24 protein-coding genes are annotated in these 26,429 nt (G+C 52.6%); 17 read left to right on the forward strand and 7 right to left on the reverse strand.

Annotated features, from left to right (window positions below; all coding sequences use genetic code 11):
* Window positions 1-97: 97 nt before the first annotated feature.
* Window positions 98-3,913 (forward strand): AsmA2 domain-containing protein YhdP, encoded by a 3,816-nt coding sequence (yhdP, locus tag GUC46_RS02290; protein WP_160179697.1) that lies wholly within the window; start codon window positions 98-100, stop codon window positions 3,911-3,913.
* Window positions 3,914-4,074: 161 nt separating this feature from the next.
* Complete coding sequence (tldD, locus tag GUC46_RS02295) at window positions 4,075-5,520, forward strand: metalloprotease TldD (protein WP_160179699.1); 1,446 nt, start codon at window positions 4,075-4,077, stop codon at window positions 5,518-5,520.
* Window positions 5,521-5,606: 86 nt separating this feature from the next.
* On the opposite strand, the gene aaeR is transcribed toward tldD, so the two are convergent.
* On the reverse strand, window positions 5,607-6,536 hold the full coding sequence (aaeR, locus tag GUC46_RS02300; protein WP_003839896.1) for an HTH-type transcriptional activator AaeR: 930 nt from the start codon (window positions 6,534-6,536) through the stop codon (window positions 5,607-5,609).
* Window positions 6,537-6,720: 184 nt separating this feature from the next.
* Between aaeR and aaeX the strand changes: the two genes are divergently transcribed.
* The 4 genes from aaeX (at window position 6,721) to GUC46_RS02320 (ending at window position 10,235) form a co-directional block, all read left to right on the forward strand.
* The gene (gene aaeX / locus GUC46_RS02305; RefSeq protein ID WP_003025177.1) at window positions 6,721-6,924 is read left to right on the forward strand and encodes a p-hydroxybenzoic acid efflux pump operon protein AaeX; all 204 of its coding nucleotides are present in this window, start codon (window positions 6,721-6,723) and stop codon (window positions 6,922-6,924) included.
* 7 nt (window positions 6,925-6,931) lie between these two features.
* Window positions 6,932-7,864 carry a p-hydroxybenzoic acid efflux pump subunit AaeA gene (gene aaeA, locus GUC46_RS02310; protein WP_003025174.1) on the forward strand — a complete coding sequence of 311 codons (933 nt, stop codon included), beginning with the start codon at window positions 6,932-6,934 and terminating at the stop codon, window positions 7,862-7,864.
* A 5-nt stretch (window positions 7,865-7,869) separates the two neighbouring features.
* Window positions 7,870-9,837 (forward strand): p-hydroxybenzoic acid efflux pump subunit AaeB, encoded by a 1,968-nt coding sequence (gene aaeB, locus GUC46_RS02315; protein ID WP_003025171.1) that lies wholly within the window; start codon window positions 7,870-7,872, stop codon window positions 9,835-9,837.
* 119 nt (window positions 9,838-9,956) lie between these two features.
* Window positions 9,957-10,235: a hypothetical protein gene (locus tag GUC46_RS02320; RefSeq protein ID WP_003025168.1), complete on the forward strand. Its 279-nt coding sequence runs from the start codon at window positions 9,957-9,959 to the stop codon at window positions 10,233-10,235.
* A 57-nt stretch (window positions 10,236-10,292) separates the two neighbouring features.
* On the opposite strand, the gene yhcN is transcribed toward GUC46_RS02320, so the two are convergent.
* Window positions 10,293-10,559, reverse strand: coding sequence for a peroxide/acid stress response protein YhcN (yhcN, locus tag GUC46_RS02325; RefSeq protein WP_003025165.1), 267 nt, complete (start codon window positions 10,557-10,559; stop codon window positions 10,293-10,295).
* A 376-nt stretch (window positions 10,560-10,935) separates the two neighbouring features.
* Complete coding sequence (argR, locus tag GUC46_RS02330; RefSeq protein ID WP_003025162.1) at window positions 10,936-11,406, reverse strand: transcriptional regulator ArgR; 471 nt, start codon at window positions 11,404-11,406, stop codon at window positions 10,936-10,938.
* Between the two features lie 436 nt (window positions 11,407-11,842).
* Between argR and mdh the strand changes: the two genes are divergently transcribed.
* Entirely contained in the window at window positions 11,843-12,778 is a 936-nt protein-coding gene (gene mdh, locus GUC46_RS02335) for a malate dehydrogenase (protein ID WP_003025158.1), read from the forward strand.
* A gap of 56 nt (window positions 12,779-12,834) precedes the next feature.
* Here mdh and degS read toward each other — a convergent pair whose 3' ends face one another.
* The 3 genes from degS to zapG all read right to left on the reverse strand — a co-directional run bounded on the left by degS (window position 12,835) and on the right by zapG (window position 15,926).
* Entirely contained in the window at window positions 12,835-13,902 is a 1,068-nt protein-coding gene (gene degS, locus GUC46_RS02340) for an outer membrane-stress sensor serine endopeptidase DegS (protein ID WP_003025154.1), read from the reverse strand.
* An 89-nt stretch (window positions 13,903-13,991) separates the two neighbouring features.
* Window positions 13,992-15,359 (reverse strand): serine endoprotease DegQ, encoded by a 1,368-nt coding sequence (gene degQ, locus GUC46_RS02345; protein WP_003025151.1) that lies wholly within the window; start codon window positions 15,357-15,359, stop codon window positions 13,992-13,994.
* Window positions 15,360-15,527: 168 nt separating this feature from the next.
* Window positions 15,528-15,926, reverse strand: coding sequence for a Z-ring associated protein ZapG (gene zapG, locus GUC46_RS02350; protein ID WP_003025147.1), 399 nt, complete (start codon window positions 15,924-15,926; stop codon window positions 15,528-15,530).
* Between the two features lie 192 nt (window positions 15,927-16,118).
* Here zapG and zapE point away from each other — a divergent pair, with 192 nt between their 5' ends.
* The 5 genes from zapE to sspB all read left to right on the forward strand — a co-directional run bounded on the left by zapE (window position 16,119) and on the right by sspB (window position 19,765).
* On the forward strand, window positions 16,119-17,246 hold the full coding sequence (zapE, locus tag GUC46_RS02355; protein ID WP_130715074.1) for a cell division protein ZapE: 1,128 nt from the start codon (window positions 16,119-16,121) through the stop codon (window positions 17,244-17,246).
* 218 nt (window positions 17,247-17,464) lie between these two features.
* Complete coding sequence (gene rplM, locus GUC46_RS02360; RefSeq protein WP_003025141.1) at window positions 17,465-17,893, forward strand: 50S ribosomal protein L13; 429 nt, start codon at window positions 17,465-17,467, stop codon at window positions 17,891-17,893.
* A gap of 15 nt (window positions 17,894-17,908) precedes the next feature.
* Window positions 17,909-18,301: a 30S ribosomal protein S9 gene (gene rpsI, locus GUC46_RS02365; protein WP_003025138.1), complete on the forward strand. Its 393-nt coding sequence runs from the start codon at window positions 17,909-17,911 to the stop codon at window positions 18,299-18,301.
* A 316-nt stretch (window positions 18,302-18,617) separates the two neighbouring features.
* A complete protein-coding gene (gene sspA / locus GUC46_RS02370) occupies window positions 18,618-19,256 on the forward strand; it encodes a stringent starvation protein SspA (RefSeq protein WP_003025132.1) in 639 nt (212 codons plus the stop codon).
* A 5-nt stretch (window positions 19,257-19,261) separates the two neighbouring features.
* A complete protein-coding gene (gene sspB, locus GUC46_RS02375; RefSeq protein WP_003025130.1) occupies window positions 19,262-19,765 on the forward strand; it encodes a ClpXP protease specificity-enhancing factor in 504 nt (167 codons plus the stop codon).
* Window positions 19,766-19,821: 56 nt separating this feature from the next.
* Here the strand turns inward: sspB and dcuC are convergent, their stop codons facing one another.
* Window positions 19,822-21,189 carry an anaerobic C4-dicarboxylate transporter DcuC gene (dcuC, locus tag GUC46_RS02380; protein WP_003839905.1) on the reverse strand — a complete coding sequence of 456 codons (1,368 nt, stop codon included), beginning with the start codon at window positions 21,187-21,189 and terminating at the stop codon, window positions 19,822-19,824.
* A gap of 360 nt (window positions 21,190-21,549) precedes the next feature.
* Here dcuC and nanR point away from each other — a divergent pair, with 360 nt between their 5' ends.
* The 5 genes from nanR to nanQ all read left to right on the forward strand — a co-directional run bounded on the left by nanR (window position 21,550) and on the right by nanQ (window position 26,417).
* The gene (gene nanR, locus GUC46_RS02385; protein WP_003839907.1) at window positions 21,550-22,341 is read left to right on the forward strand and encodes a transcriptional regulator NanR; all 792 of its coding nucleotides are present in this window, start codon (window positions 21,550-21,552) and stop codon (window positions 22,339-22,341) included.
* Window positions 22,342-22,475: 134 nt separating this feature from the next.
* Window positions 22,476-23,369 (forward strand): N-acetylneuraminate lyase, encoded by an 894-nt coding sequence (nanA, locus tag GUC46_RS02390; RefSeq protein WP_003844827.1) that lies wholly within the window; start codon window positions 22,476-22,478, stop codon window positions 23,367-23,369.
* 111 nt (window positions 23,370-23,480) lie between these two features.
* Complete coding sequence (locus tag GUC46_RS02395; RefSeq protein ID WP_160179701.1) at window positions 23,481-24,971, forward strand: MFS transporter; 1,491 nt, start codon at window positions 23,481-23,483, stop codon at window positions 24,969-24,971.
* A gap of 106 nt (window positions 24,972-25,077) precedes the next feature.
* On the forward strand, window positions 25,078-25,953 hold the full coding sequence (gene nanK / locus GUC46_RS02400) for an N-acetylmannosamine kinase (protein WP_160179703.1): 876 nt from the start codon (window positions 25,078-25,080) through the stop codon (window positions 25,951-25,953).
* Entirely contained in the window at window positions 25,950-26,417 is a 468-nt protein-coding gene (gene nanQ, locus GUC46_RS02405) for an N-acetylneuraminate anomerase (RefSeq protein ID WP_003844830.1), read from the forward strand. Before nanK ends, nanQ begins: the two co-directional genes overlap by 4 nt.
* Window positions 26,418-26,429: the final 12 nt, after the last annotated feature.

The raw sequence follows: 26,429 nt of genomic DNA on the forward strand, positions 1-26,429 counted from the left end.
CCCGCGCATGTAGGCCGGATAAGGCGCAAGCGCCGTCATCCGGCAATATTCACTCAAGGGGTGTGAGTCATATTTTTTGGTAGACAAGGAGAGGTGCGTGAGGCGATTGCCGGGGATATTACTGCTCACTGGAGCCGCATTCGTTGTCATCGCAGCGCTGCTGGTCAGTGGACTGCGCCTTGCGTTACCTCATCTTGATAGCTGGCGTCCAGCCATTCTTGGCAAGATTGAATCCGCTACAGGTCTACCTGTTTCCGCCAGTCAGCTTTCTGCCAGCTGGCAAAATTTCGGTCCTACGCTTGAAGCGCGTAATATCCAAGCGCAGCTAAAAGATGGGGGAGAATTTTCGGTAAAACGCGTCACGCTGGCGCTGGATGTCTGGCAAAGTTTGCTGCACATGCGTTGGCAGTTTCGCGATCTCACCTTTTGGCAACTGCAGTTGCGCACCAATACTCCTATCCAGCGTAGCGAAGGCGGAGATGGAATTGAAACCGACCATCTCAGCAATCTCTTCCTGCGTCAGTTTGATCATTTCGATCTACGCGACAGTCATATCAGCTTTATAACCCTCTCAGGCCAACGTGCTGAACTGGCGATCCCACAGCTTACCTGGCTGAACAATAAAAATCGGCATCGCGCCGAGGGTCAGGTCAGCCTCTCCAGCCTGACCGGACAGCACGGCGTTATGCAGGTGAGGATGGATCTGCGCGACGATAATGGGCTATTGAATAATGGTCGGGTCTGGTTGCAGGCAGACGACATTGACGTCAAACCGTGGTTGGGCAAATGGATGCAGGATAATGTCGCGCTACAAACCGCGCGTTTTAGCCTGGAAGCATGGATGACGATCAGCAAAGGCGTCGTTTCTGGTGGCGATGTCTGGCTGAAAAAAGGTGGAGCAAGTTGGCTGGGTGAAAATCGTACGCACACGCTCTCCGTCGATAATCTGACGGCGCACATCAGCCGTGAAGAGGCGGGCTGGCAATTCTCTATTCCCGATACTCGTATTACCATGGATGATAAACCCTGGCCGAGCGGCGCATTAACGCTGGCCTGGATCCCTGAGCAGGAAGTCGGTGGTGAGAATAACAAGCGCAGCGACGAGCTTCGCATTCGTGCCAGCAATCTGGATCTGGCCGGATTAGAAGGTCTGCGCCCGATGGCGTCCCGGTTATCGCCTGCGCTGGGTGATATTTGGCGCGCCACGCAGCCGAGCGGCAAAATAGATGTGCTGGCGCTGGATATCCCGTTACAGGCGACAGAAAAAACCCGCATCCTGTCATCGTGGACCAATCTGGCCTGGAAACAGTGGAAGTTGTTACCGGGGGCTGAGCATTTCTCCGGTACGCTTGCGGGCAGTGTTGAAAATGGGGCGCTCACCGCCTCCATGAAGCAAGCCAAAATGCCGTATGAAACTGTCTTCCGCGCGCCGCTGGAAATAGAGAACGGCGTAGCGACGCTAAGCTGGCTGAAAAATGATAAAGGTTTTCAGTTAGATGGGCGCAACATCGATGTTAAAGCGAAAGCGGTACGCGCGCGCGGTGGTTTTCGCTATCTGCAGCCCACTGGAGATGAACCGTGGTTAGGCATTCTGGCTGGCATTAGCACCGACGACGGCTCTCAGGCCTGGCGCTATTTCCCGGAAAACTTGATGGGCAAAGAGCTGGTTGACTACCTCAGCGGCGCTATTCAGGGCGGCGAAGCGGATAACGCCACGCTGGTGTATGGCGGTAACCCGCATCTGTTCCCGTATCTGCACAACGAAGGGCAATTTCAGGTTCTGGTGCCGCTACGTAACGCGAAATTTGCTTTCCAGCCCGACTGGCCTGCGCTAACCGATCTCAATATTGAACTGAACTTCATTAACGATGGTCTGTGGATGAAGACGGATAGCGTCAATTTAGGCGGCGTGAAGGCCAGTAACCTGACGGCTAATATTCCCGACTATGCTAAAGAAAAACTGCTGATTGACGCCGATATCAACGGGCCGGGCAAGGCGGTCGGACCTTATTTTGATGAGACGCCGCTTAAGGACTCCCTCGGCGCCACGCTTGAGCAGTTGCAGATTGACGGCGATGTGAATGCTCGCTTACATCTGGATATTCCGCTAGACGGCTCGCTGGTTACCGCCAAAGGCGATGTCAACCTGCGTAATAACAGCCTGTTTATTAAACCGCTCGACAGCACGCTGAAGAATTTGAATGGTAAATTCAGCTTTATCAACGGCGATCTGAAGAGCGAGCCGATGACGGCGAACTGGTTTAATCAGCCGCTGAACGTCGACTTCTCCACCATCGAAGGGGCGAAAGCCTATCAGGTAGCCGTGAACCTGCAAGGCGACTGGCAGCCAACCCGCATGGGGATTTTACCGGCGCAGGTCAACGATGCCTTAAGCGGCAGCATGGCGTGGAATGGCAAGGTGGGTATCGATCTTCCGTATCATGCCGGACCGACCTACGACATTGAGCTAAAAGGCGACCTGAAGAATGTAAGTAGTCACTTACCTGCTCCGCTGAATAAGGCAGCCGGTGAGGCGTTACCGGTGAACGTTAAGGCCAACGGCAATCTGCGCAGTTTTGAACTGACCGGCAACGCGGGCAGTAAGAACCACTTTAACAGCCGCTGGCTGCTGAATCAGAAACTGACGCTTGACCGCGCAATCTGGACGTCGGAAAGCCGCACCGTGCCCGCGTTACCCGATCAGCAAGGTATTGAGCTTAACCTTCCCCCTATGGATGGCGCGCAATGGCTGGCGTTGTTCCAGAAAGGCGCAGCAGATAACGTTGGCACCAACGCCAACTTCCCGCAGCGCATCACGGTGCGTACGCCATCGTTATCCCTGGGCGGTCAGCAGTGGAATAACTTGAGTATCGTGTCTGAGCCTGCGAGCAATGGCTCCATCGTGCAGGCGCAGGGACGTGAAATTAATGCCACGCTGGCTATGCGCAATAATGCGCCGTGGCTGGCCAATATTAAGTATCTTTATTACAACCCCAGCGCGGCGAAAGCGTCGCCGACGAAAGCACCACTGAATAGTACTCCAGCCTCGCCGTTTTCCGCCGTGGGCAACGTCAGCTTCCACGGCTGGCCGGATGTTCAGTTACGCTGTGCCGAGTGCTGGATGTGGGGACAGAAATACGGGCGCATTGACGCCGATGTGGCGATTAAAGGCGACACGCTAACGCTGAGTAACGGTCTGTTGGATACAGGCTTTGCCAGACTGACCACCGATGGCGTGTGGGTGAACGCGCCGGGCAAAGAACGAACGTCACTGAAGGGTAAACTGAGCGGCAGTAAAATTGACTCCGCTGCCAGTTTCTTTGGCGTATCGACCCCGATTCGTAACTCTTCGTTCAACGTGGAGTATGACCTGCACTGGCGTAACCCGCCATGGGATCCAGATGAAGCTTCGCTGAATGGGATTTTGCGTACCCGGTTGGGCAAAGGTGAGCTTACTGAACTCAGCACCGGACATGCGGGGCAACTATTGCGACTGCTGAGCTTTGATGCGTTGCTGCGTAAACTGCGTTTTGATTTTAGCGATACTTTCAGCGAAGGTTTCTATTTCGACTCGATTCGCAGCACGGCCTGGATCAAAGATGGCGTGATGCATACCGATGACACGCTGGTGGACGGTCTGGAGGCAGACATTGCGATGAAAGGCTCGGTGAACCTGGTGCGCCGGGAGCTGGATATGGAAGCCATTGTCGCGCCGGAAATTTCTGCCACCGTAGGCGTTGCCGCTGCGTTTGCTGTCAATCCAATTGTCGGCGCGGCGGTGTTTGCTGCCAGTAAGGTTCTGGGACCATTGTGGAGCAAAGTGTCGATTCTGCGTTATCGCATCACCGGTCCGGTCGATAAGCCGCAGATTAACGAAGTTCTGCGTCAGCCGCGCAAAGAAAGCCAGCAATAATTTGACGGGGGCGAGTAATTGCCCCAATCTCAACATAGATCCTCTACCGCAGTCCGTAGGCCGGATAAGGCGTTCACGCCGCCATCCGGCATTGAAGTGCCTGATGGCGACGCTGGCGCGTTTTATCAGGCCTACAACAGTAACTAATGAGTAGCAAAACGATGAGTCTGAACCTGGTAAGTGAACAATTGCTAGCGGCAAATGGCCTGAAACATCAGGATCTGTTTGCCATCCTGGGCCAACTGGCCGAACGCCGTCTTGATTACGGCGATCTCTATTTTCAGTCGAGCTATCACGAATCCTGGGTTTTAGAAGACCGCATCATTAAAGATGGTTCTTACAATATCGATCAGGGCGTTGGCGTGCGCGCCATCAGCGGCGAAAAAACAGGGTTTGCCTATGCAGACCAGATTAGCCTGCTGGCGCTGGAGCAGAGTGCTCATGCTGCCCGTACTATCGTGCGTGACAGCGGTGACGGCAAAGTAAAAACGCTGGGAGCTGTGGAGCATCAGGCGCTTTACACCTCGGTTGATCCCCTGCAGAGCATGAGCCGCGAAGAGAAACTGGATATTCTGCGCCGCGTAGACAGCGTGGCGCGTGCCGCCGACAAGCGCGTCCAGGAAGTAACCGCCAGCCTGACCGGTGTTTATGAACTGATCCTGGTAGCAGCGACCGACGGTACGCTGGCCGCTGACGTTCGCCCGCTGGTACGCCTGTCCGTAAGCGTACAGGTGGAAGAGGACGGTAAGCGCGAGCGCGGCGCCAGCGGTGGCGGCGGTCGTTTTGGCTATGACTATTTCCTGGGCGACCTTGATGGTGAAGTTCGTGCTGACGCATGGGCGAAAGAAGCCGTACGCATGGCGTTGGTTAATCTCTCTGCGGTAGCTGCGCCTGCTGGTACGCTGCCGGTAGTACTCGGCGCTGGCTGGCCTGGCGTTCTGCTGCATGAAGCGGTCGGTCATGGTCTGGAAGGCGACTTTAACCGCCGTGGTACCTCGGTATTCAGCGGTCACATGGGGGAGCTGGTCGCGTCAGAACTGTGCACCGTGGTGGATGACGGCACAATGGCGGACCGTCGTGGCTCTGTGGCTATTGATGATGAAGGCACACCGGGTCAGTACAACGTGCTGATCGAAAACGGTATTCTGAAAGGCTACATGCAGGACAAACTGAATGCGCGCCTGATGGGCGTTGCGCCAACGGGTAACGGTCGCCGCGAATCTTACGCGCACCTGCCGATGCCACGTATGACCAACACCTATATGCTGCCGGGGAAATCTACGCCGCAGGAAATCATCGAATCCGTTGAATACGGTATTTATGCGCCTAACTTCGGCGGCGGCCAGGTGGATATCACCTCCGGGAAATTTGTGTTCTCTACGTCTGAAGCATATCTGATTGAAAACGGTAAAGTCACCAAACCGGTGAAAGGCGCGACGCTGATTGGGTCTGGTATCGAAGCGATGCAGCAGATTTCGATGCTGGGTAACGACCTGAAACTGGATAACGGGGTGGGCGTGTGCGGTAAAGAAGGGCAGAGTCTGCCGGTGGGCGTGGGCCAGCCGACGCTGAAAGTGGATAACCTGACCGTGGGTGGCACCGCATAACATCATGATGTATGCCCGATAAGCACCAGTGCCATCGGGCATCTTTCCGGATGCGGCGTCAATGCCTTATCCGGCCTACACTTTTTTTATTTCTCTTTTCCCCGACCGTACATTCCCTGAAACAGCTGCGCTACATCGACAAAATAGTCTGTCAGATAGTTAATCACCACCTGCACCTTGAGCGGCAATTTGTCTTTTTCGGTATACAGCGCGTAGACCGGACGCGGATCCGACTGGTAGCGCGGAAGCAGAATCTCCACTTCGCCACGATTGATCTCATTGATCACCCACATCAGCGGTACATAGGCAATGCCCGCGCCTGCGGCCAGCCAGCGCACCAATGTCATCGGATCGTTAGTCACAAAACGACCCTCTGGGATCAGGCGGGTGGAAATTCCTTCCGGAGCGATAAGCTCGAATTCATTATCCGGGCGCACGCTGTATTCCAGCCACGAGTGGTTGCTGAGATCGGCAGGTTTCTCCGGGGTGCCAAACTGTGCGAGATAGCTTTTCGCCGCGCAGACCACCATCGGCATAGCCCCCAAACGGCGTGAAAACAGGCTGGAGTCCTGCAACGCGCCGACGCGGATAACCACGTCCAGACCATCAGCGATTAAATCCGGGGCCGGGATGCCGGTCACCAGATTTACCGTCAATCCCGGATACTCTTTCAGCATCGTGGCGGTTAATCCGGCGAGGACATTTTGTGCCATAGTTGAAGAACAGCCAATGCGCAGAGTGCCGATGGGCGTGTTGTTAAAGGCATAGAGTTGCTCGTGAACATCCTGCGCTTCGTGCAGCATTCTCCGGCAGCCCTGATAATAAATTTTACCGGCTTCAGTTAGCCCAATGCTACGCGTGCTGCGGTTTAGCAGCTTGACTTGTAGCTCATCTTCCAGTTTTGAGACCGTCTGGCTTATCGATGAAACGCTCATTTGTAGCTGTCTTGCGGCGGCGGTGAAGGAGCCCATTTCGACAACTTTGGCGAACACCGACATACGTTTTAATCGTTCCATTGTTCACTCTGGCTTAAAAGTGATTTAGATCACATAATATAGATAACAGCATAACAGTTACGTTAATATATTATTATTCAAATAACGGCTATGTCGCTCTCGCCTGGCTCATCCTTGCCCTTCTCTGCGGTGACATACGCTAGAAAATCTATCATCTGCACTCTCTTACGTTACCAAGGTCAACATGAGTCTGTTTCCCGTTATCGTGGTGTTTGGTCTGTCCTTCCCACCGATTTTTTTCGAATTACTTTTGTCACTGGCGATTTTCTGGCTGGTGCGCCGGGTGCTTGTTCCGACTGGCATCTATGATTTTGTCTGGCATCCGGCTCTGTTTAACACCGCGCTGTATTGCTGTCTGTTCTATTTAATAACGCGCCTGTTCGTTTGAGGTTGAAGTGAAAACACTAACAAGAAAACTCTCCCGCACGGCCATTACCGTGATACTGGTCATTCTGGCTTTCATCGCTATTTTCCGCGCATGGGTGTTCTACACCGAGTCGCCGTGGACGCGTGATGCGCGTTTCAGCGCCGATGTCGTCGCGATTGCGCCGGATGTTGCGGGCCTTATTACCAACGTTAACATCCATGATAACCAACTGGTGAAAAAGGATCAGATCCTGTTCACTATCGACCAGCCACGCTATAAGAAAGCCCTTGAGCAGGCCGAAGCTGACGTGGCCTATTATCAGGTACTGGCGCAGGAAAAACGCCAGGAGGCCGGTCGTCGTAACCGACTGGGCGTGCAGGCTATGTCTCGTGAAGAGATTGACCAATCAAACAACGTCCTGCAAACCGTATTACACCAGCTTGCGAAGGCGCAAGCGACCCGCGACCTGGCGAAATTAGATCTGGAACGTACCGTTATCCGCGCGCCAGCAGACGGCTGGGTGACTAACCTGAACGTCTATAGCGGCGAATTTATCACGCGCGGTTCCACGGCGGTGGCATTGGTCAAACAGCATTCTTTCTATGTGCTGGCGTATATGGAAGAAACCAAACTGGAAGGCGTCCGCCCTGGGTATCGTGCTGAAATCACCCCGCTTGGCAGTAATAATGTGCTGAAGGGCACGGTTGATAGTGTGGCGGCTGGCGTAACGAATGCCAGCAGCACGCGGGACGCCAAGGGTATGGCGACCATTGATTCCAATCTTGAATGGGTGCGTCTGGCGCAGCGTGTGCCGGTACGAATTCGTCTTGATGAGCAGCAGGGAACCTTGTGGCCTGCCGGGACGACGGCGACCGTCGTCATTACCGGCAAGCAGGATCGCGATGCCAGCCAGGAATCTTTCTTCCGTAAAATGGCGCACCGCCTGCGCGAATTTGGTTAATCACGATGGGGATTTTCTCCATTGCCAACCAGCATATCCGCTTTGCGGTAAAACTGGCCTGCGCGATTGTACTGGCGCTGTTCGTTGGCTTTCACTTCCAGCTTGAGACCCCGCGCTGGGCGGTGCTGACCGCGGCCATTGTGGCGGCAGGTCCGGCCTTTGCCGCTGGCGGAGAACCTTATTCAGGTGCTATCCGCTATCGCGGCATGTTGCGTATTGTCGGGACATTTATCGGCTGTATTGCCGCCCTGATCATTATCATCAGCATGATCCGCGCCCCACTATTGATGATCCTGGTGTGTTGTATCTGGGCCGGTTTTTGTACCTGGATCTCGTCGTTAGTGAAGATCGAAAACTCTTATGCCTGGGGGCTTTCAGGCTATACGGCGCTGATCATCGTCATTACTATCCAGGCTGAACCGCTGCTGACGCCGCAATTTGCGCTCGAACGCTGTAGTGAAATTGTGATGGGTATTGTCTGTGCTATTGTTGCCGACCTGCTCTTTTCGCCCCGTTCGGTGAAACAGGAGATTGATGTCGAACTGGATAGCCTGCTGGTGGCGCAATATCAGCTTATGCAGCTGTGCATTAAGCATGGCGACAGTGAAGAAGTAGACAAAGCCTGGGGAGATTTAGTCCGGCGTACGGCGGCGCTGGAAGGGATGCGTAGTAACCTGAATATGGAGTCCTCGCGCTGGGTACGGGCTAACCGCAGACTCAAGGCATTGAATACGCTGTCGCTTACGCTTATCACACAATCCTGCGAAACCTATCTTATTCAGAACACCCGACCAGAACTGATCACCGATACCTTCCGCGAGTTGTTCGATACGCCGGTTGAAACGGTACAGGATGTCCATAAACAGCTGAAGAGGATGCGTCGGGTGATTGCATGGACCGGTGAACGTGACACACCTGTCACAATTTACACCTGGGCCGGGGCGGCAACGCGCTATCTGTTACTTAAACGTGGAGTTGTCAGCAACACCAAAATTAGCGCTATCGAAGAAGAGATCCTGCAAGGTGAACCGGTGGTGAAAGTGGAATCTGCCGAGCGTCACCATGCGATGGTTAACTTTTGGCGCACCACGCTTTCTTGTGTGCTGGGAACCTTATTCTGGCTGTGGACCGGCTGGACATCCGGCAGCGGCGCAATGGTGATGATTGCGGTCGTCACCTCGCTGGCAATGCGTTTGCCCAACCCGCGCATGGTGGCGATAGACTTTATCTACGGTACGTTGGCGGCGTTACCGCTCGGGGCACTCTATTTCCTGGTGATTATCCCTAATACGCAGCAAAGCATGTTGTTGCTGTGCCTGAGCCTGGCAGTGCTGGGATTCTTTCTGGGGATTGAAGTACAGAAACGACGGCTGGGTTCGATGGGGGCGCTGGCCAGCACCATTAATATCATCGTGCTGGATAACCCGATGACCTTCCACTTTAGCCAGTTCCTTGACAGTGCGCTGGGGCAGATTGTTGGCTGCATGTTGGCGTTTATCGTTATTCTGCTGGTGCGTGATAACTCTCGTGACAGAACGGGTCGTGTGTTGCTCAACCAGTTTGTCTCGGCGGCGGTTTCAGCGATGACCACCAACGTGGTACGTCGTAAAGAAAACCACCTCCCGGCGCTTTATCAGCAGCTGTTTTTGCTGATGAACAAATTTCCGGGCGACCTGGCGAAGTTTCGCCTGGCGCTGACCATGATCATCGCACACCAGCGCCTGCGCGATGCGCCGGTGCCGGTAAACGAAGATCTCTCCGCATTCCATCGCCAGCTTCGACGCACTGCCGATCGCGTGATTTCTGCAGGAAATGACGACAAGCGCCGACGCTACTTTAGCCAGTTGCTGGAAGAGCTTGAGATCTATCAGGAGAAATTAATCATCTGGCAAGCACCACCACAGGTGACCGAGCCGGTAAAACGACTCAGTGGGATGTTGCACAAATACCAGCATGCGCTGGTCAGTAATTAAGAGTTGAAAACCGACGCTAAAAGCGTCGGTTTTTTTATGGCTATACTTACCTGAAAATGCGAGAGACCCCTACATATTGGCGGTCTGTAGAGTGGCTGGCGTCGGGATGGTGGCTATAGATGAATATCTATACATTTGATTTTGACGAAATAGAAGACCAGGGTGATTTCTATCGTGAGTTTACGCGCACGTTCGGTCTCGCCAGGGAGAAGGTGGTTGATTTAGATTCTCTGTGGGAGGTGGTTATCGGGGAAGTTTTACCGTTGCCGCTGGAGATTGAATTTGTCCATTTACCGGACAAGCTGCGCAGGCGATACGGCGCGCTGATTTTACTGTTCGATGAAGCCGAAGAAGAGCTGGAAGGGCAGTTGCGTTTTAACGTTCGTCACTCAATGTAAGACATAAAAAAGCCCCCGGCAGGCGGGGGCAAGTCGTCGGACTTAGACGACGAGGGTTTATTTGTAGAGTTCTGCAGTAGCGTGCCAGTGAGCACCTTCACGGAGTTCGGTGACGCGATAGCTGCTGGCGCCTGCTTTTTCAGCCTTAGCGGCGATGGCCTGACGCATGTCCATTGGTGAACTACCGATCTGAGATACGGAGATGCTACCCATAGATTGCAGATTCTGTGCTTCTTGTGAGTTCACCTGAGTAACCGCGGCGCTTGCACCGAAGGAGAGAACAGAAAGAAGGCTTAAGGTTGCAATAGTAGTTTTGATTTTCATGATATTTACCTCGTCGAATTCTTTTATAGGGGTCTGCGTTTCGTGACCCTCATCACAAAATCAAGTATACACTAATAACCTTATAAATTAATACCACGCTAATTGTTTCTGTGGGTATTAAGTGTTAAGAAAAATATTTTTTATAACCAAATGGAATTAAAAAGAGCGTTTCGAACATTTTAAAAGAAATAAATTAAATAAAATCAATTGGATATGGTTTTTTGCAAAATGTGCGTTTTTAAACCTTCATATTCACTATGTGAATGGTTTTTGACGGTTAAACGCACCATTTGTTAAATGCATAGCAGTTAAAAATAGACGGAAGGGGGTAGAAAGAGAGTGTTTTCCCCCGCCGCGAGGCGACGGGGAGGCGGTATTACAGTTCTTGTTCGAACAGTTCCAGAATGGCTTCGTAGAGATCTTTTACCGTAAAACCCTTAGCTGGGGTGGTGAAGATGGTATCGTCACCGGCAATCGTACCCAGGATACCTTCCGCTTTCCCCAATGAGTCCAGCAGACGTGCAATCAACTGAGCAGCGCCAGGACTAGTATGAATAACCACGACCGCATCGTTATAGTCGATATCCAGCACCAGATTTTTCAGCGGACTGGAGGTTGTAGGCACGCCCAGTTCCGCCGGAAGGCAGTACACCATTTCCATTTTCGCATTGCGGGTACGCACGGCGCCAAATTTGGTCAGCATGCGTGAAACCTTGGACTGATTGATATTATCAAAGCCCTGATCCTGCAATGCGAGGACGATTTCGCCTTGAGAGCTGAACTTTTCTTCTTTAAGCAGCGCTTTAAACGCCTTTACTAATTCTTCTTGTTTTGCCGAGCTTCGCATAAGTCACCCGTAATATGGCGGTAGAAACAACATTATTGTGCATACAGATGAATTTTTATGCAAACAGTCTGCCTTGTTCAAGGCTGAAATAATGTTATGAAAGAGCGGAATTTTATCAAATTTCGTTATCAAGAAACATGCCTGTGTCACGGCTCGCAAATAAGGTTAAAAGTAAATTAAATGTTATCAAATTGATGTTGTTTTGAGAGGTGGGTAGGGTATATTGTCAGCACCTGTTGGAAAGTTGCTCTACTGTGCGGGTGGTTTTGAATTACGTAACTTAGGTTTTATTTTACGTAAGTTAAATGCATAAAAGCCAAATTTGCGTGACTACGCATTCTTGACGCGTGGTTGTTGTATTCGTTGGATTTGTGAATTAAGGTCGCCGCCGCGGAGCAATAGACACTTTGCTTATCAATATAATAAGGAGTTTAGGATGAAAGTTGCAGTCCTCGGCGCTGCTGGTGGTATCGGTCAGGCGCTAGCATTACTGTTAAAAACCCAACTGCCTTCAGGTTCAGAACTCTCCCTGTACGACATCGCTCCAGTAACGCCTGGTGTGGCCGTTGATTTGAGCCATATCCCTACTGCTGTGAAAATCAAAGGCTTCAGTGGCGAAGACGCTACCCCTGCACTGGAAGGTGCTGATGTAGTACTGATCTCCGCGGGCGTCGCACGTAAACCGGGTATGGATCGTTCCGACCTGTTCAACGTTAACGCCGGTATCGTGAAGAATCTGGTGCAGCAGGTTGCTAAAACCTGTCCGAAAGCATGTATCGGTATCATCACCAACCCGGTGAACACGACCGTTGCTATCGCTGCAGAAGTCCTGAAAAAAGCAGGCGTATACGATAAGAACAAATTGTTTGGCGTGACCACGCTGGACATCATCCGCTCCAACACCTTTGTTGCGGAACTGAAAGGCAAGCAGCCTGGCGACGTTGAAGTCCCGGTTATTGGCGGCCACTCTGGCGTGACCATTCTGCCGCTGCTGTCACAAATTCCTGGCGTAAGCTTCACCGAGCAAGAAGCAGCTGACCTGACCAAACGTATCCAGAATGCGGGTACTGAAGTTGTGGAAGCTAAAGCCGGTGGCGGATCTGCAACCCTGTCTATGGGTCAGGCCGCAGCACGTTTCGGACTGTCACTGGTTCGCGCACTGAGCGGCGAAAAAGGTGTGGTTGAATGTGCTTACGTTGAAGGCGATGGCCAGTATGCTCGCTTCTTCTCTCAGCCGCTGCTGCTGGGTAAAAACGGCGTAGAAGAGCGTCAGTCTATCGGCAAGCTGAGCGCGTTTGAACAAGCTGCGCTGGAAGGTATGCTGGATACGCTGAAGAAAGATATCACTCTGGGCGAAGAGTTCGTTAAGTAACGAACTGCCCAAAAGTAAAAAACCGGAGCACTTGCTCCGGTTTTTTTATATCCGTATTAGTTGGTCGCCGGATATTCCTGAATCGTGACCTGCAGCGTCAACTGCTTGTCATCGCGCATCACGACCACGGAGATAACTGAACCTGGTCGAATCTCTGCCACCTGGTCCATCGTTTCCAGTGCAGATACCGCCGGTTTGTTATTGACCGAGATAATCAGATCGTTAACCTGAATACCTGCCTGCGCTGCCGGACCGTCCGGGGCTACTTCGTTAACCACAATCCCCTGAATTTGATCCATCCCGCCGCCCTGGGCGTGCAGTGGCGCAATTTCTCGGCCGCTGATGCCGATATAGCCGCGAATCACGCGCCCGTCACGAATCAGCTTATCCATGATTTTGGTTGCCAGTTGAAAAGGAATAGCAAAGCCGATCCCTTCCGGGGTTTCGCCATCGTTGCTCTTATCAAATGACAGGGTATTAATACCCATCAACTCGCCCAGCGAGTTGACCAGCGCGCCGCCGGAGTTACCGTGGTTGATGGAGGCATCGGTTTGCAGGAAGTTTTGCCGCCCCGTCGGGTTCAGGCCAATACGACCGGTGGCACTGATAATCCCCTGGGTGATGGTTTGCCCGAGGTTGTACGGGTTCCCGATTGCGAGAACCACATCGCCGATGTGCGGTACGCGTTTGTTATTAATCGGAATTGTCGGCAGTCCACCAGTGGCGTTGATTTTCAGCACCGCAAGGTCGGTTAACGTATCAGACCCCACAAGCAGCGCTTCAAATACGCGACCGTCCTGCAATGCGACGATGATTTGGTCGGCATCGTTAATGACGTGCTTATTGGTAATGATATAGCCGCGCTGATCCATGATAACGCCTGAGCCGAGCGTGCGGATCTCAAGCTGGTTATGCGCTGTGCTGTTCATACTGCGGTTATAAACGTTAACGACGGCAGGTGCTGCACGGCGAACCGCCGGGTTATAGCTGGCGGGCGTTTCATCTGCACTGTCGAACTGCGGTGCGGTAAGCGTATTAATTTTGCGCAGCGAGGGCATCGCGGCCAGCAGAATAGCGCCGACGATTAAACCAATCGCGACCGAACGTAAAAGCTTCACAAACATGATGGCGGCGTCATTAATAAAGGGAACGGCTGCAGCATATCACGAGTTTACCGGACATCACACGAGGGGCTGATGTCCGGTTGCATGCGTTAACGCAGGAGCAGGTAAATACTCTCGTTACCGCGCACCACCTGCAGGGCAATGATCGACGGTTTCGCTTCCAGCACTTTACGCATTTCAGCGATCGAGTTTACGCGATCGCGGTTAACGCCAATAATAACGTCATCTTTATGCAGTCCGGCCTGTGCGGCAGGGCTGCTTTTTTCAACGTTATCAATTCTTATGCCTTTGGTACCGTCTTTTAACTGACCGTCGCTGAGCGTGGCCCCTTGCAACGCAGGCGCAATCATCTCTGCGCTGGCGGACGATGATGTGCTGGTATCGAGGGTGACTTCAACCTCCAGCGGTTTACCGTTACGTAGCAGGCCCAGTTTGACTTTGGTCCCCGGTTCGGTTGTCGCAATACGTGAACGAAGTTCGGCGAAGCTGTTAAGCGGTTTACCGTTGAGACTGGTAATGACGTCACCTGATTTCACCCCCGCTTTTGCGGAGCCGGAGTTAGGCAGAACCTCACTGACAAACGCGCCACGCTGTACGTCCAGTTTGAACGCTTTGGCGATATCGGAAGTCATCTCGGTGCCTTTGATGCCCAACAGACCGCGTTTGATTTCACCAAACTGCATCAACTGCTGTGCCAGCGTGCGCGCCATGTTGCTCGGGATTGCAAAACCAATACCGATGCTGCCGCCACCGGGGGCCAGAATCGCGGTGTTAATACCGATCAGCTCACCGTTGAGGTTAAGCAATGCGCCGCCGGAGTTACCGCGGTTGATAGAGGCGTCAGTCTGAATAAAGTTTTCCAGACCTTCCAGGTTCAACCCACTGCGACCCAAAGCCGATACAATGCCGGAGGTGGCTGTTTGACCCAAACCGAACGGGTTACCCACAGCCACCGCGAAATCACCCACGCGGAGTTTATCAGAGTCAGCAATGGCAATTTGCGTCAGGTTGCTGGGGTGTTGAATTTGTAGCAGTGCGATATCGCTCTGATCGTCGCTGCCAATAAGCTTTGCGTCGAATTCACGACCATCATTAAGCTGAACGCTGATTTTTTGCGCCTGATTAATAACGTGATTATTGGTCAGGACGTAGCCTTTGGCGGCATCAATAATGACACCTGAACCCAGTCCTTCAAAAGGTTGGGAAGGTTGATCGGGAAGTTCATCACCAAAAAACTTTTTGAACTCTTCCGGGACTTTCTGCCCCTGAGTGGCGGTGCCTTCGACCCTTACACTCACCACGGCTGGCAACACTTTCTCCAGCATCGGGGCGAGGCTGGGGAGCGCAGCCTGACCGGGAACCTGGCCGGGAATCGACGCAACGGCCGGGAATGGCGCCGAGAGAGTTAACCCGACACTTAACGCTAATGCACTCAACAGCTGGGTTTGTTTTTTCATGGATCCTGCTCTCGTACCTTGAGTAAACGGAAGATGATTCAAAACAGTTTGATGTTATTGAATTTTCGGTTTGGTCACAATGAGGCTAACGACTAAATAATAGCTGGGACGGGAAGAGAAGCGGAGGGCGCAATTACTGCGCCCAATAAATTTCTTAACGATGTGCGGTTAGTCGCGCTTTGCGCCACTACGCAGCAGGCCAGATGCCCCTTCAGAATAGTCACGTGGCATCTGAACCGGCGCCTGATCGTTGCCTGCTTCAGACTCTGCCAGACGATTACGGAACGGGTTGTTTTCCGGCGACATACCCGGCAGCAGGTTGCTGGAGCTTTTCGCCATGTGCTGGTAAATCTGACGATAATCGTCCGCCATGTTATCCAGCAATTCAGCGCTGCGGGCAAAGTGGCTCACCAGTTCTTCACGGTACTCTTCCAGCTCAGCTTTATTTTTTTCCAGTTCGTACTGCAATGCCTGCTGTTGGCGTAATTTCCGATTACCAAAACGCATGGCTACAGCACCAATAATGATACCGACGACTAACCCAATTAGCGCATATTCCCAGGTCATGAACATCTCCCGTTGTCTTGTGTTTCCGTAGGGTGTTGGCTTTAGGCTCCATGCCTGCGCCTGATTATGCCACTATAACCGCTAATCCCGTAGAAGTGGAATCCCGTGTTTATATCACGTAATGTAGAACGGCCTTTTTTTCGTCAACCGTGAGCGATGGCACATCGATTCTCAAGGAATAACAATAACATCATGCAAAGCCTTTCCCCAACATCGCGTTACCAGCAAGCCCTCAACGACGGCAGTCATCAGCCCGACAATGTACAACAAAAAGCCGTGAATCGACTGGAAACAATTTTCCAGGCACTTACGACGCCAGCACATCCTGCGCCGCAGGAGAGCGGACTGATGGCGCGTTTTGGCAAATTGCTGGGCAAGCGTGAGTCGCCGATCAACACACCGGTGCGTGGTTTATATATGTGGGGCGGAGTTGGGCGCGGAAAAACCTGGCTGATGGATCTGTTCTACCATAGTCTGCCGGGCGAACGTAAACAGCGTTTGCACTTTCACCGTTTTATGCTGCGTGTGCATGAAGAGCTTACTGCCTTACAGGGGCAGAGCGATCCGCTGGAAATCATCGCCGATCGCTTTAAGGCCGAAACGGACGTGCTGTGCTTTGACGAATTTTTTGTTTCTGATATTACCGACGCCATGCTACTCGGCGGCCTGATGAAGGCACTGTTTGCCCGTGGCATTACGCTGGTGGCGACCTCCAATATTCCGCCAGACGAGCTGTATCGCAACGGTTTACAACGCGCGCGTTTTCTTCCTGCCATTGATGCTATCAAACAGCATTGCGACATCATGAATGTTGATGCTGGCGTCGATTATCGTCTGCGCACCTTAACGCAGGCGCATTTGTGGTTGTCGCCACTGAATGAGGAAACCCGCCAACAGATGGATAAACTCTGGCTGGCATTAGCGGGAACCAAAGGTGAACATGCGCCGACGCTGGAGATCAATCATCGTCCGATGCAGACGCTGGCCGTCGAAAACCAAACGCTGGCGGTGTCATTTACCACGCTCTGTGTCGATGCGCGTAGCCAGCATGACTACATTGCGCTGTCGCGTTTGTTTCACACGGTACTGTTGTCTGATGTGCCGGTCATGACTCCGCTGATGGAGAGTGAAGCGCGGCGCTTTATCGCATTGGTGGATGAGTTCTACGAACGCCACGTCAAGCTGGTGGTCAGCGCGGCATCGCCACTCTATGAAATTTATCAGGGCGAGCGTCTGAAGTTTGAATTTCAGCGCTGTTTGTCGCGTTTGCAGGAGATGCAAAGCGAAGAGTATCTGAAGCGGGAACATTTAGCCGGTTAAACCTGCCGCAAATCACATAAAGGGGTCGATCTTTGACCCTGACTTCTCTATAATCTTGCGACCCCACGTTACGAGAGAGTTTTTTTCCCAAAACTTTCTATGCGCCGGCATAGGCTATTCGAAGGGGTAGGTTTGCTGGACAATGTCGTGTGAACCTCAACTGACAAAACGTTTGGGTGTTCACCAACGTGTAACTTATTTATTTGGGTAAGCTTTTAATGAAAACTTTTACAGCTAAACCAGAAACCGTAAAACGCGACTGGTATGTTGTTGACGCGACCGGTAAAACTCTGGGCCGTCTGGCTTCCGAACTGGCTCTGCGCCTGCGCGGTAAGCACAAAGCGGAATACACTCCGCACGTAGATACCGGTGATTACATCATCGTTCTGAACGCTGACAAAGTTGCTGTAACCGGCAACAAGCGTACTGACAAAGTGTACTATCACCACACCGGCCACATCGGTGGTATCAAACAAGCGACCTTTGAAGAGATGATTGCTCGCCGTCCTGAGCGTGTGCTTGAAATCGCGGTTAAAGGCATGCTGCCAAAAGGCCCGCTGGGTCGTGCTATGTTCCGTAAACTGAAAGTTTACGCTGGCAACGAGCACAACCACGCGGCACAGCAACCGCAAGTTCTTGACATCTAATCGGGATTATAGGCAATGGCTGAAAATCAATACTACGGCACTGGTCGCCGCAAAAGTTCCGCAGCTCGCGTTTTCATCAAACCGGGCAGTGGTAAAATCGTAATCAACCAACGTTCTCTGGAACAGTACTTCGGTCGTGAAACTGCCCGCATGGTAGTTCGTCAGCCGCTGGAACTGGTCGACATGGTTGAGAAACTGGATCTGTACATCACTGTTAAAGGTGGTGGTATCTCTGGTCAGGCTGGTGCGATCCGTCACGGTATCACCCGCGCTCTGATGGAGTACGACGAGTCCCTGCGTGGCGAACTGCGTAAAGCTGGCTTCGTTACCCGTGATGCTCGTCAGGTTGAACGTAAGAAAGTCGGTCTGCGTAAAGCACGTCGTCGTCCTCAGTTCTCCAAACGTTAATTGTACTCTGCTTCGGCAGACGACAATTTGCGAAAAAACCCGCTTTGGCGGGTTTTTTTATCGTTATTTCTCGCCTCAGATCCACGGTAATCCGCTGATTGCCACCTCTTTTTCCCCATTTCAAGAATCGACTCACCACAAAGGTCACAAAATCTGGTAAACTATCATCCAATTTTCTGCCCAAATGTCCGGTATCGTTCATTTTTTGTTTGTATTTTGAACAGCAATGACTTTCCCGAGTCTGGGTGACATCACTTCTGGCTGGCCACTGAGTGGCTGGTAGCAGTAAAAATTCTGAATATACCTGGAGGTTTTCATGGCTGTCGCTGCCAACAAACGTTCGGTAATGACGCTGTTTTCTGGTCCTACTGACATCTATAGCCATCAGGTCCGCATTGTGCTGGCTGAGAAAGGTGTTAGTTTCGAGATTGAGCACGTGGAGAAGGACAATCCACCTCAGGATCTGATCGACCTCAACCCGAATCAGAGCGTACCGACACTGGTGGATCGTGAGCTGACCCTGTGGGAATCTCGCATCATTATGGAATACCTGGATGAGCGCTTCCCGCATCCGCCGCTGATGCCGGTTTACCCGGTTGCGCGTGGTGAAAGCCGCCTGTACATGCAGCGTATTGAAAAAGACTGGTACACGCTGATGAATGTCATCGTGAACGGTTCTGCATCTGAAGCCGAAGTCGCGCGTAAGCGTCTGCGCGAAGAACTGCTGGCAATTGCGCCAGTATTTGGCCAGAAACCTTACTTCCTGAGCGATGAGTTCAGCCTGGTAGACTGCTACCTGGCGCCGCTGCTGTGGCGTTTACCGCAGCTGGGTATTGAATTCAACGGTGCAGGTTCGAAAGAACTGAAAGGGTACATGACTCGCGTCTTCGAACGTGACTCTTTCCTGGCTTCTCTGACTGAGCCTGAACGTGAAATGCGTCTGGGCCGGGGTTAACCTGTATGGATTTGCCACAGCTAACACCACGCCGTCCGTATCTGCTGCGCGCATTCTATGAGTGGTTGCTAGACAACCAGCTCACGCCGCATCTGGTGGTGGATGTGACGCTCCAGGACGTGCAGGTTCCAATGGAATATGCGCGTGACGGGCAAATTGTTCTGAATATTGCACCGCGTGCGGTGGGCAACCTGGAACTGGCTAACGATGAAGTGCGCTTTAACGCGCGCTTCGGTGGTGTGCCGCGTCAGGTGTCTGTGCCGTTGGCTGCTGTTCTGGCAATTTATGCACGTGAAAATGGCGCCGGTACGATGTTCGAACCGGAAGCCGCCTACGACGAAGATGTCGCCAGCTTAAATGATGACGACAACGACGCGTCTGGTTTTGAGAGTGAAACAGTCATGTCGGTCATTGATGGCGATAAGCCTGACAATGGCGACGACAACGATCCTGATGACACTCCGCCGCCACCTCGCGGTGGGCGTCCAGCGCTGCGCGTAGTGAAATAAATAGTGAAATAAAAAAACAGGCCCTTTCGGGCCTGTTCTGTTTTCTGGCTTCGGGATCAGTAAAACAGCGCGATGGTGGCTACCATATTCACCACAAATCCTACTGCCATCGGGATTGCTGTACGTTTTACTACTTCAAAGGGCGATACGCCGGCAATACCTGATGTCACGACAATTACAGCGGTTATGGGTGACACCGCGCGGGCAAGCGTAGTGGCAAAATGCATCGGCATAATCATCACTACTGCAGGAATATGCAGCCCGGCGGCAATATCCGGAATGAGGCTGGCAAAAGACATAAACGGTGCGTTGCCTGACCCCATGACAATCGCACAGGCGGCGATGACCACCGCCATGATGATCATCACACCGATGCCGCCAAGACCGGAATGCTCTGCGCCTTTTATTACGGCGTCGACAGTCCCGATAGTCGTCAACCCTTTCGCAAAGATTTCACCGGCGACCACCAGCGTGACAACGTTGGCGAACTGCGTCCCCATGCCGTCAAAAAAAGCCTGCACATCATCCATCGTTTCGCGCAGATTATGTTTATGCAGGAATTCAACAAACATAGTCAGCGTCATGCTCATCAACATCACCACCACCAGATTCAACTCTGCTTTCATTAGTCCCATTTGCGCAAGGGCAAGCGAGCCCAGCATCAGGATCAGCGGCATGACGGGTAGAATGGCGTAATAGAGCGGAGGTACGTTTTCCAGCATCTTTTGTTCAGCAAATCCGTTGCTTTCCGGTGCGGCTTTTTTATCAAACTGACGCTGAACGAAAAAATGCGCAATGGCGACGGCGACAATGACACACGATGCGACGGGCAACTGATATTGAAAGAAATAAGTGGCGATTTTCATACCCGCGACCTGTGCGGCAAAAATCGAGTTGGTTTCCAGAATGCCCCATTCAATAGACATTGAGGTGGCAATGACCGCCACTGCAGATAAACGGCTCACGCCAAGACTGACCAGCGTTGGGAATAGCGTCACCATCAGCAACATACCTAACCCGGATGCGCTGGTAATGAATTGCGCCATGATCTGACCAATAACATAGGTGGCGGCAAGCACAACATAGGGTGAGCGGATTAGCTTGAGCGGGCGGCTTAACAGGCTAACCATCGCTCTGCTGGCTCCCATTCTGTCCATATAACGGGCATAACCACCCACCGCCATGATTGATAACCCCAGTCCGGCCGCGCGGTTGGAGAGCATACGCAAAATTTCGTTGTAAATATCGACCAGTAGATAGCCACTGCTCTTATCGTCAGCGACCAACACGCCGTAGCCCAGCCAGACACCGCAGATCATCAGGAAGATCCCGGCGGCGGCCAGCACGACCTGCGGTTTGTAGTTTTTGAGGATCAGGTAACCCATCGTTAATAAAACGATGACAGAGATAATGATGCCGAACATTGTTTCACTCCATGCCAGAGAAGAAGATAAATCCGGTAATAACGCTGTTATCCCAACGGATGTTATATTTTTCTGGGCATTTTTTATGGAGTGAATATCTTATTTTTAATTCGAGGATTTAATTATTTATCGTTATAAAATAGATGGTTATGATAAATTATCATGTTAATGTTCATAAATTTCATGAAGATGATATAACTCTATTAAATTAAAAATAGGCGGAAGATACTCGCTTAAAATAATATTGCTGTTACGTATGTTATCAATAAGCCAGCGGGGGCGGATCGACCATCATTTCACCCTGCTTTCGATCCTGTGTTAGGATAAACCCGCTGTTGTTTGTCACCACGACTTAGCTGAATGGACCCTATGAACGCATTTGATTCGCAAGCTGAAGACTCTCCATCCACCATTGGCCGTAGCTTACGCAATCGCCCGCTGGCGCGTAAAAAACTGTCTGAAATGGTTGAGGAAGAACTGGAGCAGATGATTCGTCGTCGGGAATTTGGCGAGGGCGAACAGTTGCCGTCTGAGCGGGAGCTGATGGCCTTCTTTAACGTGGGCCGTCCTTCTGTACGAGAAGCGCTGGCCGCGTTAAAACGCAAAGGTCTGGTACAAATCAACAACGGCGAGCGCGCCCGCGTTTCGCGTCCTTCAGCTGATACCATCATCAGCGAGCTGTCTGGTATGGCGAAAGATTTCCTCGCACATCCCGGCGGCATTGCCCACTTCGAGCAGTTGCGACTGTTCTTTGAATCAAGCCTGGTTCGATACGCCGCCGAACATGCGACAGATGAGCAAATCGCCAGGCTGGCGAAAGCGTTGGAGATCAACAGCCAGTCGCTCGATGACAATACGTTGTTCATCCGTTCGGACGTTGATTTTCACCGCGTACTGGCGGAGATCCCGGGCAATCCCATCTTTATGGCGATCCATGTTGCGCTGTTAGACTGGTTAATTGCTGCCCGTCCGGCCGTTGCCGATCAAGAATTGTATGAGCACAATAACGTGAGTTATCAGCAGCATATCGCTATTGTCGATGCGATTCGTCAGCGCGATCCTGAAGAAGCAGACCGCGCACTGCAAGAACATCTCAATAGCGTTTCCGCAACCTGGCACGCCTTCAGCAAAAGTAAAAAATTGCGTAAGTAATCGCGATCCTGACGATCTTTTAGTGAAGCAGATCGCACTCTAAGCGTTCTCTATTGTATTGCTGCTTATTTGATCTGGTATAACAGGTATAAAGGTATGCAGTCAGATAACACTAATCATCGTCAGAGGTCGTTATGGCAAGAAATTTAAAAGGCGTAATGCCAGCGTTGTTAACTCCATTCGATAACCAACAGAAACTGGACATCGAGAGCCTGCGCCGTCTGGTGCGTTTCAACATTGGGCAGGGGATCGATGGGCTCTACGTTGGTGGCTCAACGGGTGAGGCTTTTGTCCAGAACCGCGCTGAAAGAGAGCAGGTTCTGGAAATTGTTGCTGAAGAAGCAAAAGGCAAGGTGACGCTGATCGCCCATGTTGGCACGGTGAGCACCGAAGAGAGCCAACAGCTGGCGAGCGCTGCGCATCGCTACGGATTTGATGCGGTTTCGGCCGTCACGCCGTTTTACTATCCGTTCAGCTTTGAAGAGCACTGCGATCACTACCGCGCAATTATCGATTCCGCCGATGGCTTACCGATGGTGGTCTATAACATCCCGGCACTGAGCGGCGTAAAACTGACGCTGGATCAGATCAACACGCTGGTGACGTTGCCGGGCGTTGGCGCACTGAAGCAAACTTCTGGCGATCTCTATCAGATGGAACAGATCCGCCGCGCTCATCCCGATCTGGTGCTTTATAACGGTTATGACGAGATCTTCGCTTCTGGACTGCTAGCAGGCGCAGATGGTGGTATCGGTAGCACTTACAACATCATGGGATGGCGTTATCAGGGAATTGTGAAAGCGCTCAAAGAAGGTGACATTCGCACGGCGCAAAAGCTGCAAACCGAGTGCAATAAGGTTATCGATCTGCTCATTAAAGTTGGCGTGTTCCGCGGCCTGAAAACAGTACTGCACTATATGGATGTGGTTTCTGTTCCACTGTGCCGTAAACCCTTTGCTCCAGTAGATGAACGCTATCTGCCGGAACTGAAAGCGCTGGCAAACCAACTGCTGGCGGAAAAGGCGTAATCGCGGGTCGCCGGGGGCGCTTCGCCTTGCCCGGCCTGGATTTTTCGACCGTAAGCCGGGTAAGGCAAAGCCACCACCCGGCACAACAACAAAGATCGTCGGGAGAGTAAAATGAGTACTTCTACCCAGAGCATCCCGTGGTATCGCCATCTCAATCGGGCACAATGGCGGGCATTCTCCGCCGCCTGGCTGGGATATTTGCTTGATGGTTTTGATTTTGTATTAATCGCCCTTGTACTGACGGAAGTACAAGGTGAATTCGGACTGACGACGGTGCAGGCGGCTAGTTTGATCTCCGCCGCCTTTATCTCCCGCTGGTTTGGCGGGTTAATGCTGGGGGCGATGGGCGACCGTTACGGACGTCGCCTGGCGATGGTCACCAGCATCATTCTGTTCTCCGTGGGGACGCTGGCTTGCGGCTTCGCACCGGGCTACACCACCATGTTTATCGCCCGTCTGGTTATCGGTATGGGAATGGCGGGTGAGTACGGCTCCAGTGCAACCTATGTTATTGAAAGTTGGCCTAAACACCTGCGAAATAAAGCCAGTGGCTTCCTGATTTCCGGTTTCTCTGTTGGCGCGGTGATCGCCGCGCAGGTCTACAGCCTGGTGGTTCCGGTCTGGGGGTGGCGTGCGCTGTTCTTCATCGGCATCCTGCCAATTATCTTCGCCCTGTGGCTGCGTAAAAATATTCCGGAAGCGGAAGACTGGAAAGAGAAACACGAAGGCAAAGCGCCAGTGCGCACGATGGTGGATATTCTCTACCGGAGCGAGCATCGGGTAATTAATATTCTGATGACGATCGCCGCTGCAACCGCGCTGTGGTTCTGCTTTGCTGGCGACCTGCAAAATGCGGCTATCGTGGCGGTCCTCGGCCTGATATGTGCGTTTATTTTCATTAGCTTTATGGTGCAAAGCAGCGGGAAGCGCTGGCCGACGGGCGTCATGCTGATGGTGGTCGTACTATTCGCCTTCCTGTACTCGTGGCCGATTCAGGCACTGTTGCCAACCTATCTGAAAACCGAACTGCTGTACGATCCTTCCACGGTGGCCAGAGTGCTCTTCTTTAGCGGTTTTGGTGCGGCGGTCGGTTGTTGCGTCGGCGGTTTTCTTGGCGACTGGCTGGGCACGCGCAAGGCCTATGTCTGCAGTCTGCTGGCCTCGCAGTTGTTGATTATTCCGGTATTTGCGATTGGCGGCTCAAACGTCTGGGTGCTGGGTTTGCTGCTGTTTTTCCAGCAAATGCTCGGCCAGGGGATCTCCGGGATCTTACCAAAACTGATTGGCGGCTATTTCGATACCGACCAGCGTGCGGCGGGCCTGGGCTTCACCTATAACGTGGGCGCACTGGGTGGGGCTCTGGCACCGATTATCGGCGCGCTGATTGCCCAACGTCTGGATCTGGGCACCGCGCTGGGATCGCTCTCTTTCGGTCTGACATTTGTGGTGATCCTGCTGATTGGCCTCGATATGCCGTCCCGCGTACAGCGCTGGCTGCGTCCTGAAGCGTTACGTACGCATGATGCCATTGATGGTCGACCGTTTAGCGGGGCTGTGCCGTTCGGCGGTGACAAAAGCACCATGGTGAAATCCAAAAGTTAATCCCATTGCCCGGTGTTGAACCGGGCTATTAGCGTAAGGGAAGAAGGATGTCGTTACTTGAGCAACGGGATAAAAAGCGTATCACCGCGATGCAGAAGGCGGTGTCATGACCACATTGGCAATTGATATCGGCGGTACCAAACTGGCTGCCGCGCTGTTAGACAGTAATCTGCAAATTCGCGAGCGGCGTGAATTGCCGACGCCCGCCAGCAAAACGCCGGAGGCGCTGCGCGCTGCGCTGCAAGCACTGGTTGCACCGCTACAGGGGCGTGCTAATCGGGTGGCGATCGCCTCGACGGGGATTATCCGTGAGGGGGCTTTACTGGCGCTGAATCCGCATAACCTTGGCGGGTTGATGCATTTTCCGCTGACACAAACGCTGGAACAAATCACCGGCCTGCCGACGCTGGCAGTCAATGACGCACAGGCAGCGGCCTGGGCGGAATACCACGCTCTGGCGGATGAGATAAGCGACATGGTTTTTATCACCGTGTCGACAGGCGTCGGCGGCGGCGTGATCAGCAACGGCAAGTTACTCACCGGGTCTGGTGGTCTGGCTGGACACTTAGGACATACGCTGGCGGATCTCAATGGACCGGCCTGCGGCTGCGGGCGTGTGGGCTGCGTCGAGGCGATTGCTTCCGGTCGAGGGATCGCGGCTGCGGCCGAAGGTACACTTGCTGGATGCGATGCCAAAACCATTTTTAGCCGCGCCGGGCAAGGAGATGAGCAGGCAAGCAGGTTGATCCATCGCTCGGCGCGTACTTTGGCAAGGCTTGTCGCCGATGTGAAGGCCACGACCGATTGCCAGATTGTGGTGATCGGCGGCAGCGTTGGGCTGGCTGAAGGGTATCTGGCGCTGGTGGAACATTATCTGGCACAAGAGCCTTTGGTCTATCACGTGGAATTACTGGCAGCGCATTACCGCCATGACGCTGGATTACTGGGGGCCGCGTTGTTGGCCCAGGGAGATTTATTATGATGTCAGATGAGTTGCGTTCACTGCCTTCTGCCGGATTACATCCGGTCTTGCAGCAGGCATTAACGCTTGCCATTGCGGCGAATCCTCAGGAGAAGACCCCAGGGCGCTACGCGTTGCAGGGCGATACTATTTTTATGAATGTCATGCAGTTTGCGACGCAGAGCCCAGAGCAAAAGAAAGCGGAACTTCATCAGCAGTACATTGATATTCAGGTGCTGTTGTCCGGCGAAGAACGTATTCTGTTCGGGATGACCGATTCTGCTCGCCAGTGCGATGAGATGCATGTTGAGGATGACTATCAGTTGTGCAGCGAGATTGCCGATGAGCAGGCGATCGTACTGAAGCCGGGAAGATTTGCGATTTTTATGCCGGGCGAGCCGCATAAACCGGGCTGTATGGTGGGAGGGCCGGGGGAAATCAAAAAGGTCGTGATCAAGGTGCGCGCCAGCTTATTACAAGCCTGACGATGAGAGACC

It is taken from the genome of Citrobacter sp. LUTT5, from assembly GCF_009905315.1.
Lineage (GTDB): Bacteria > Pseudomonadota > Gammaproteobacteria > Enterobacterales > Enterobacteriaceae > Citrobacter > Citrobacter freundii.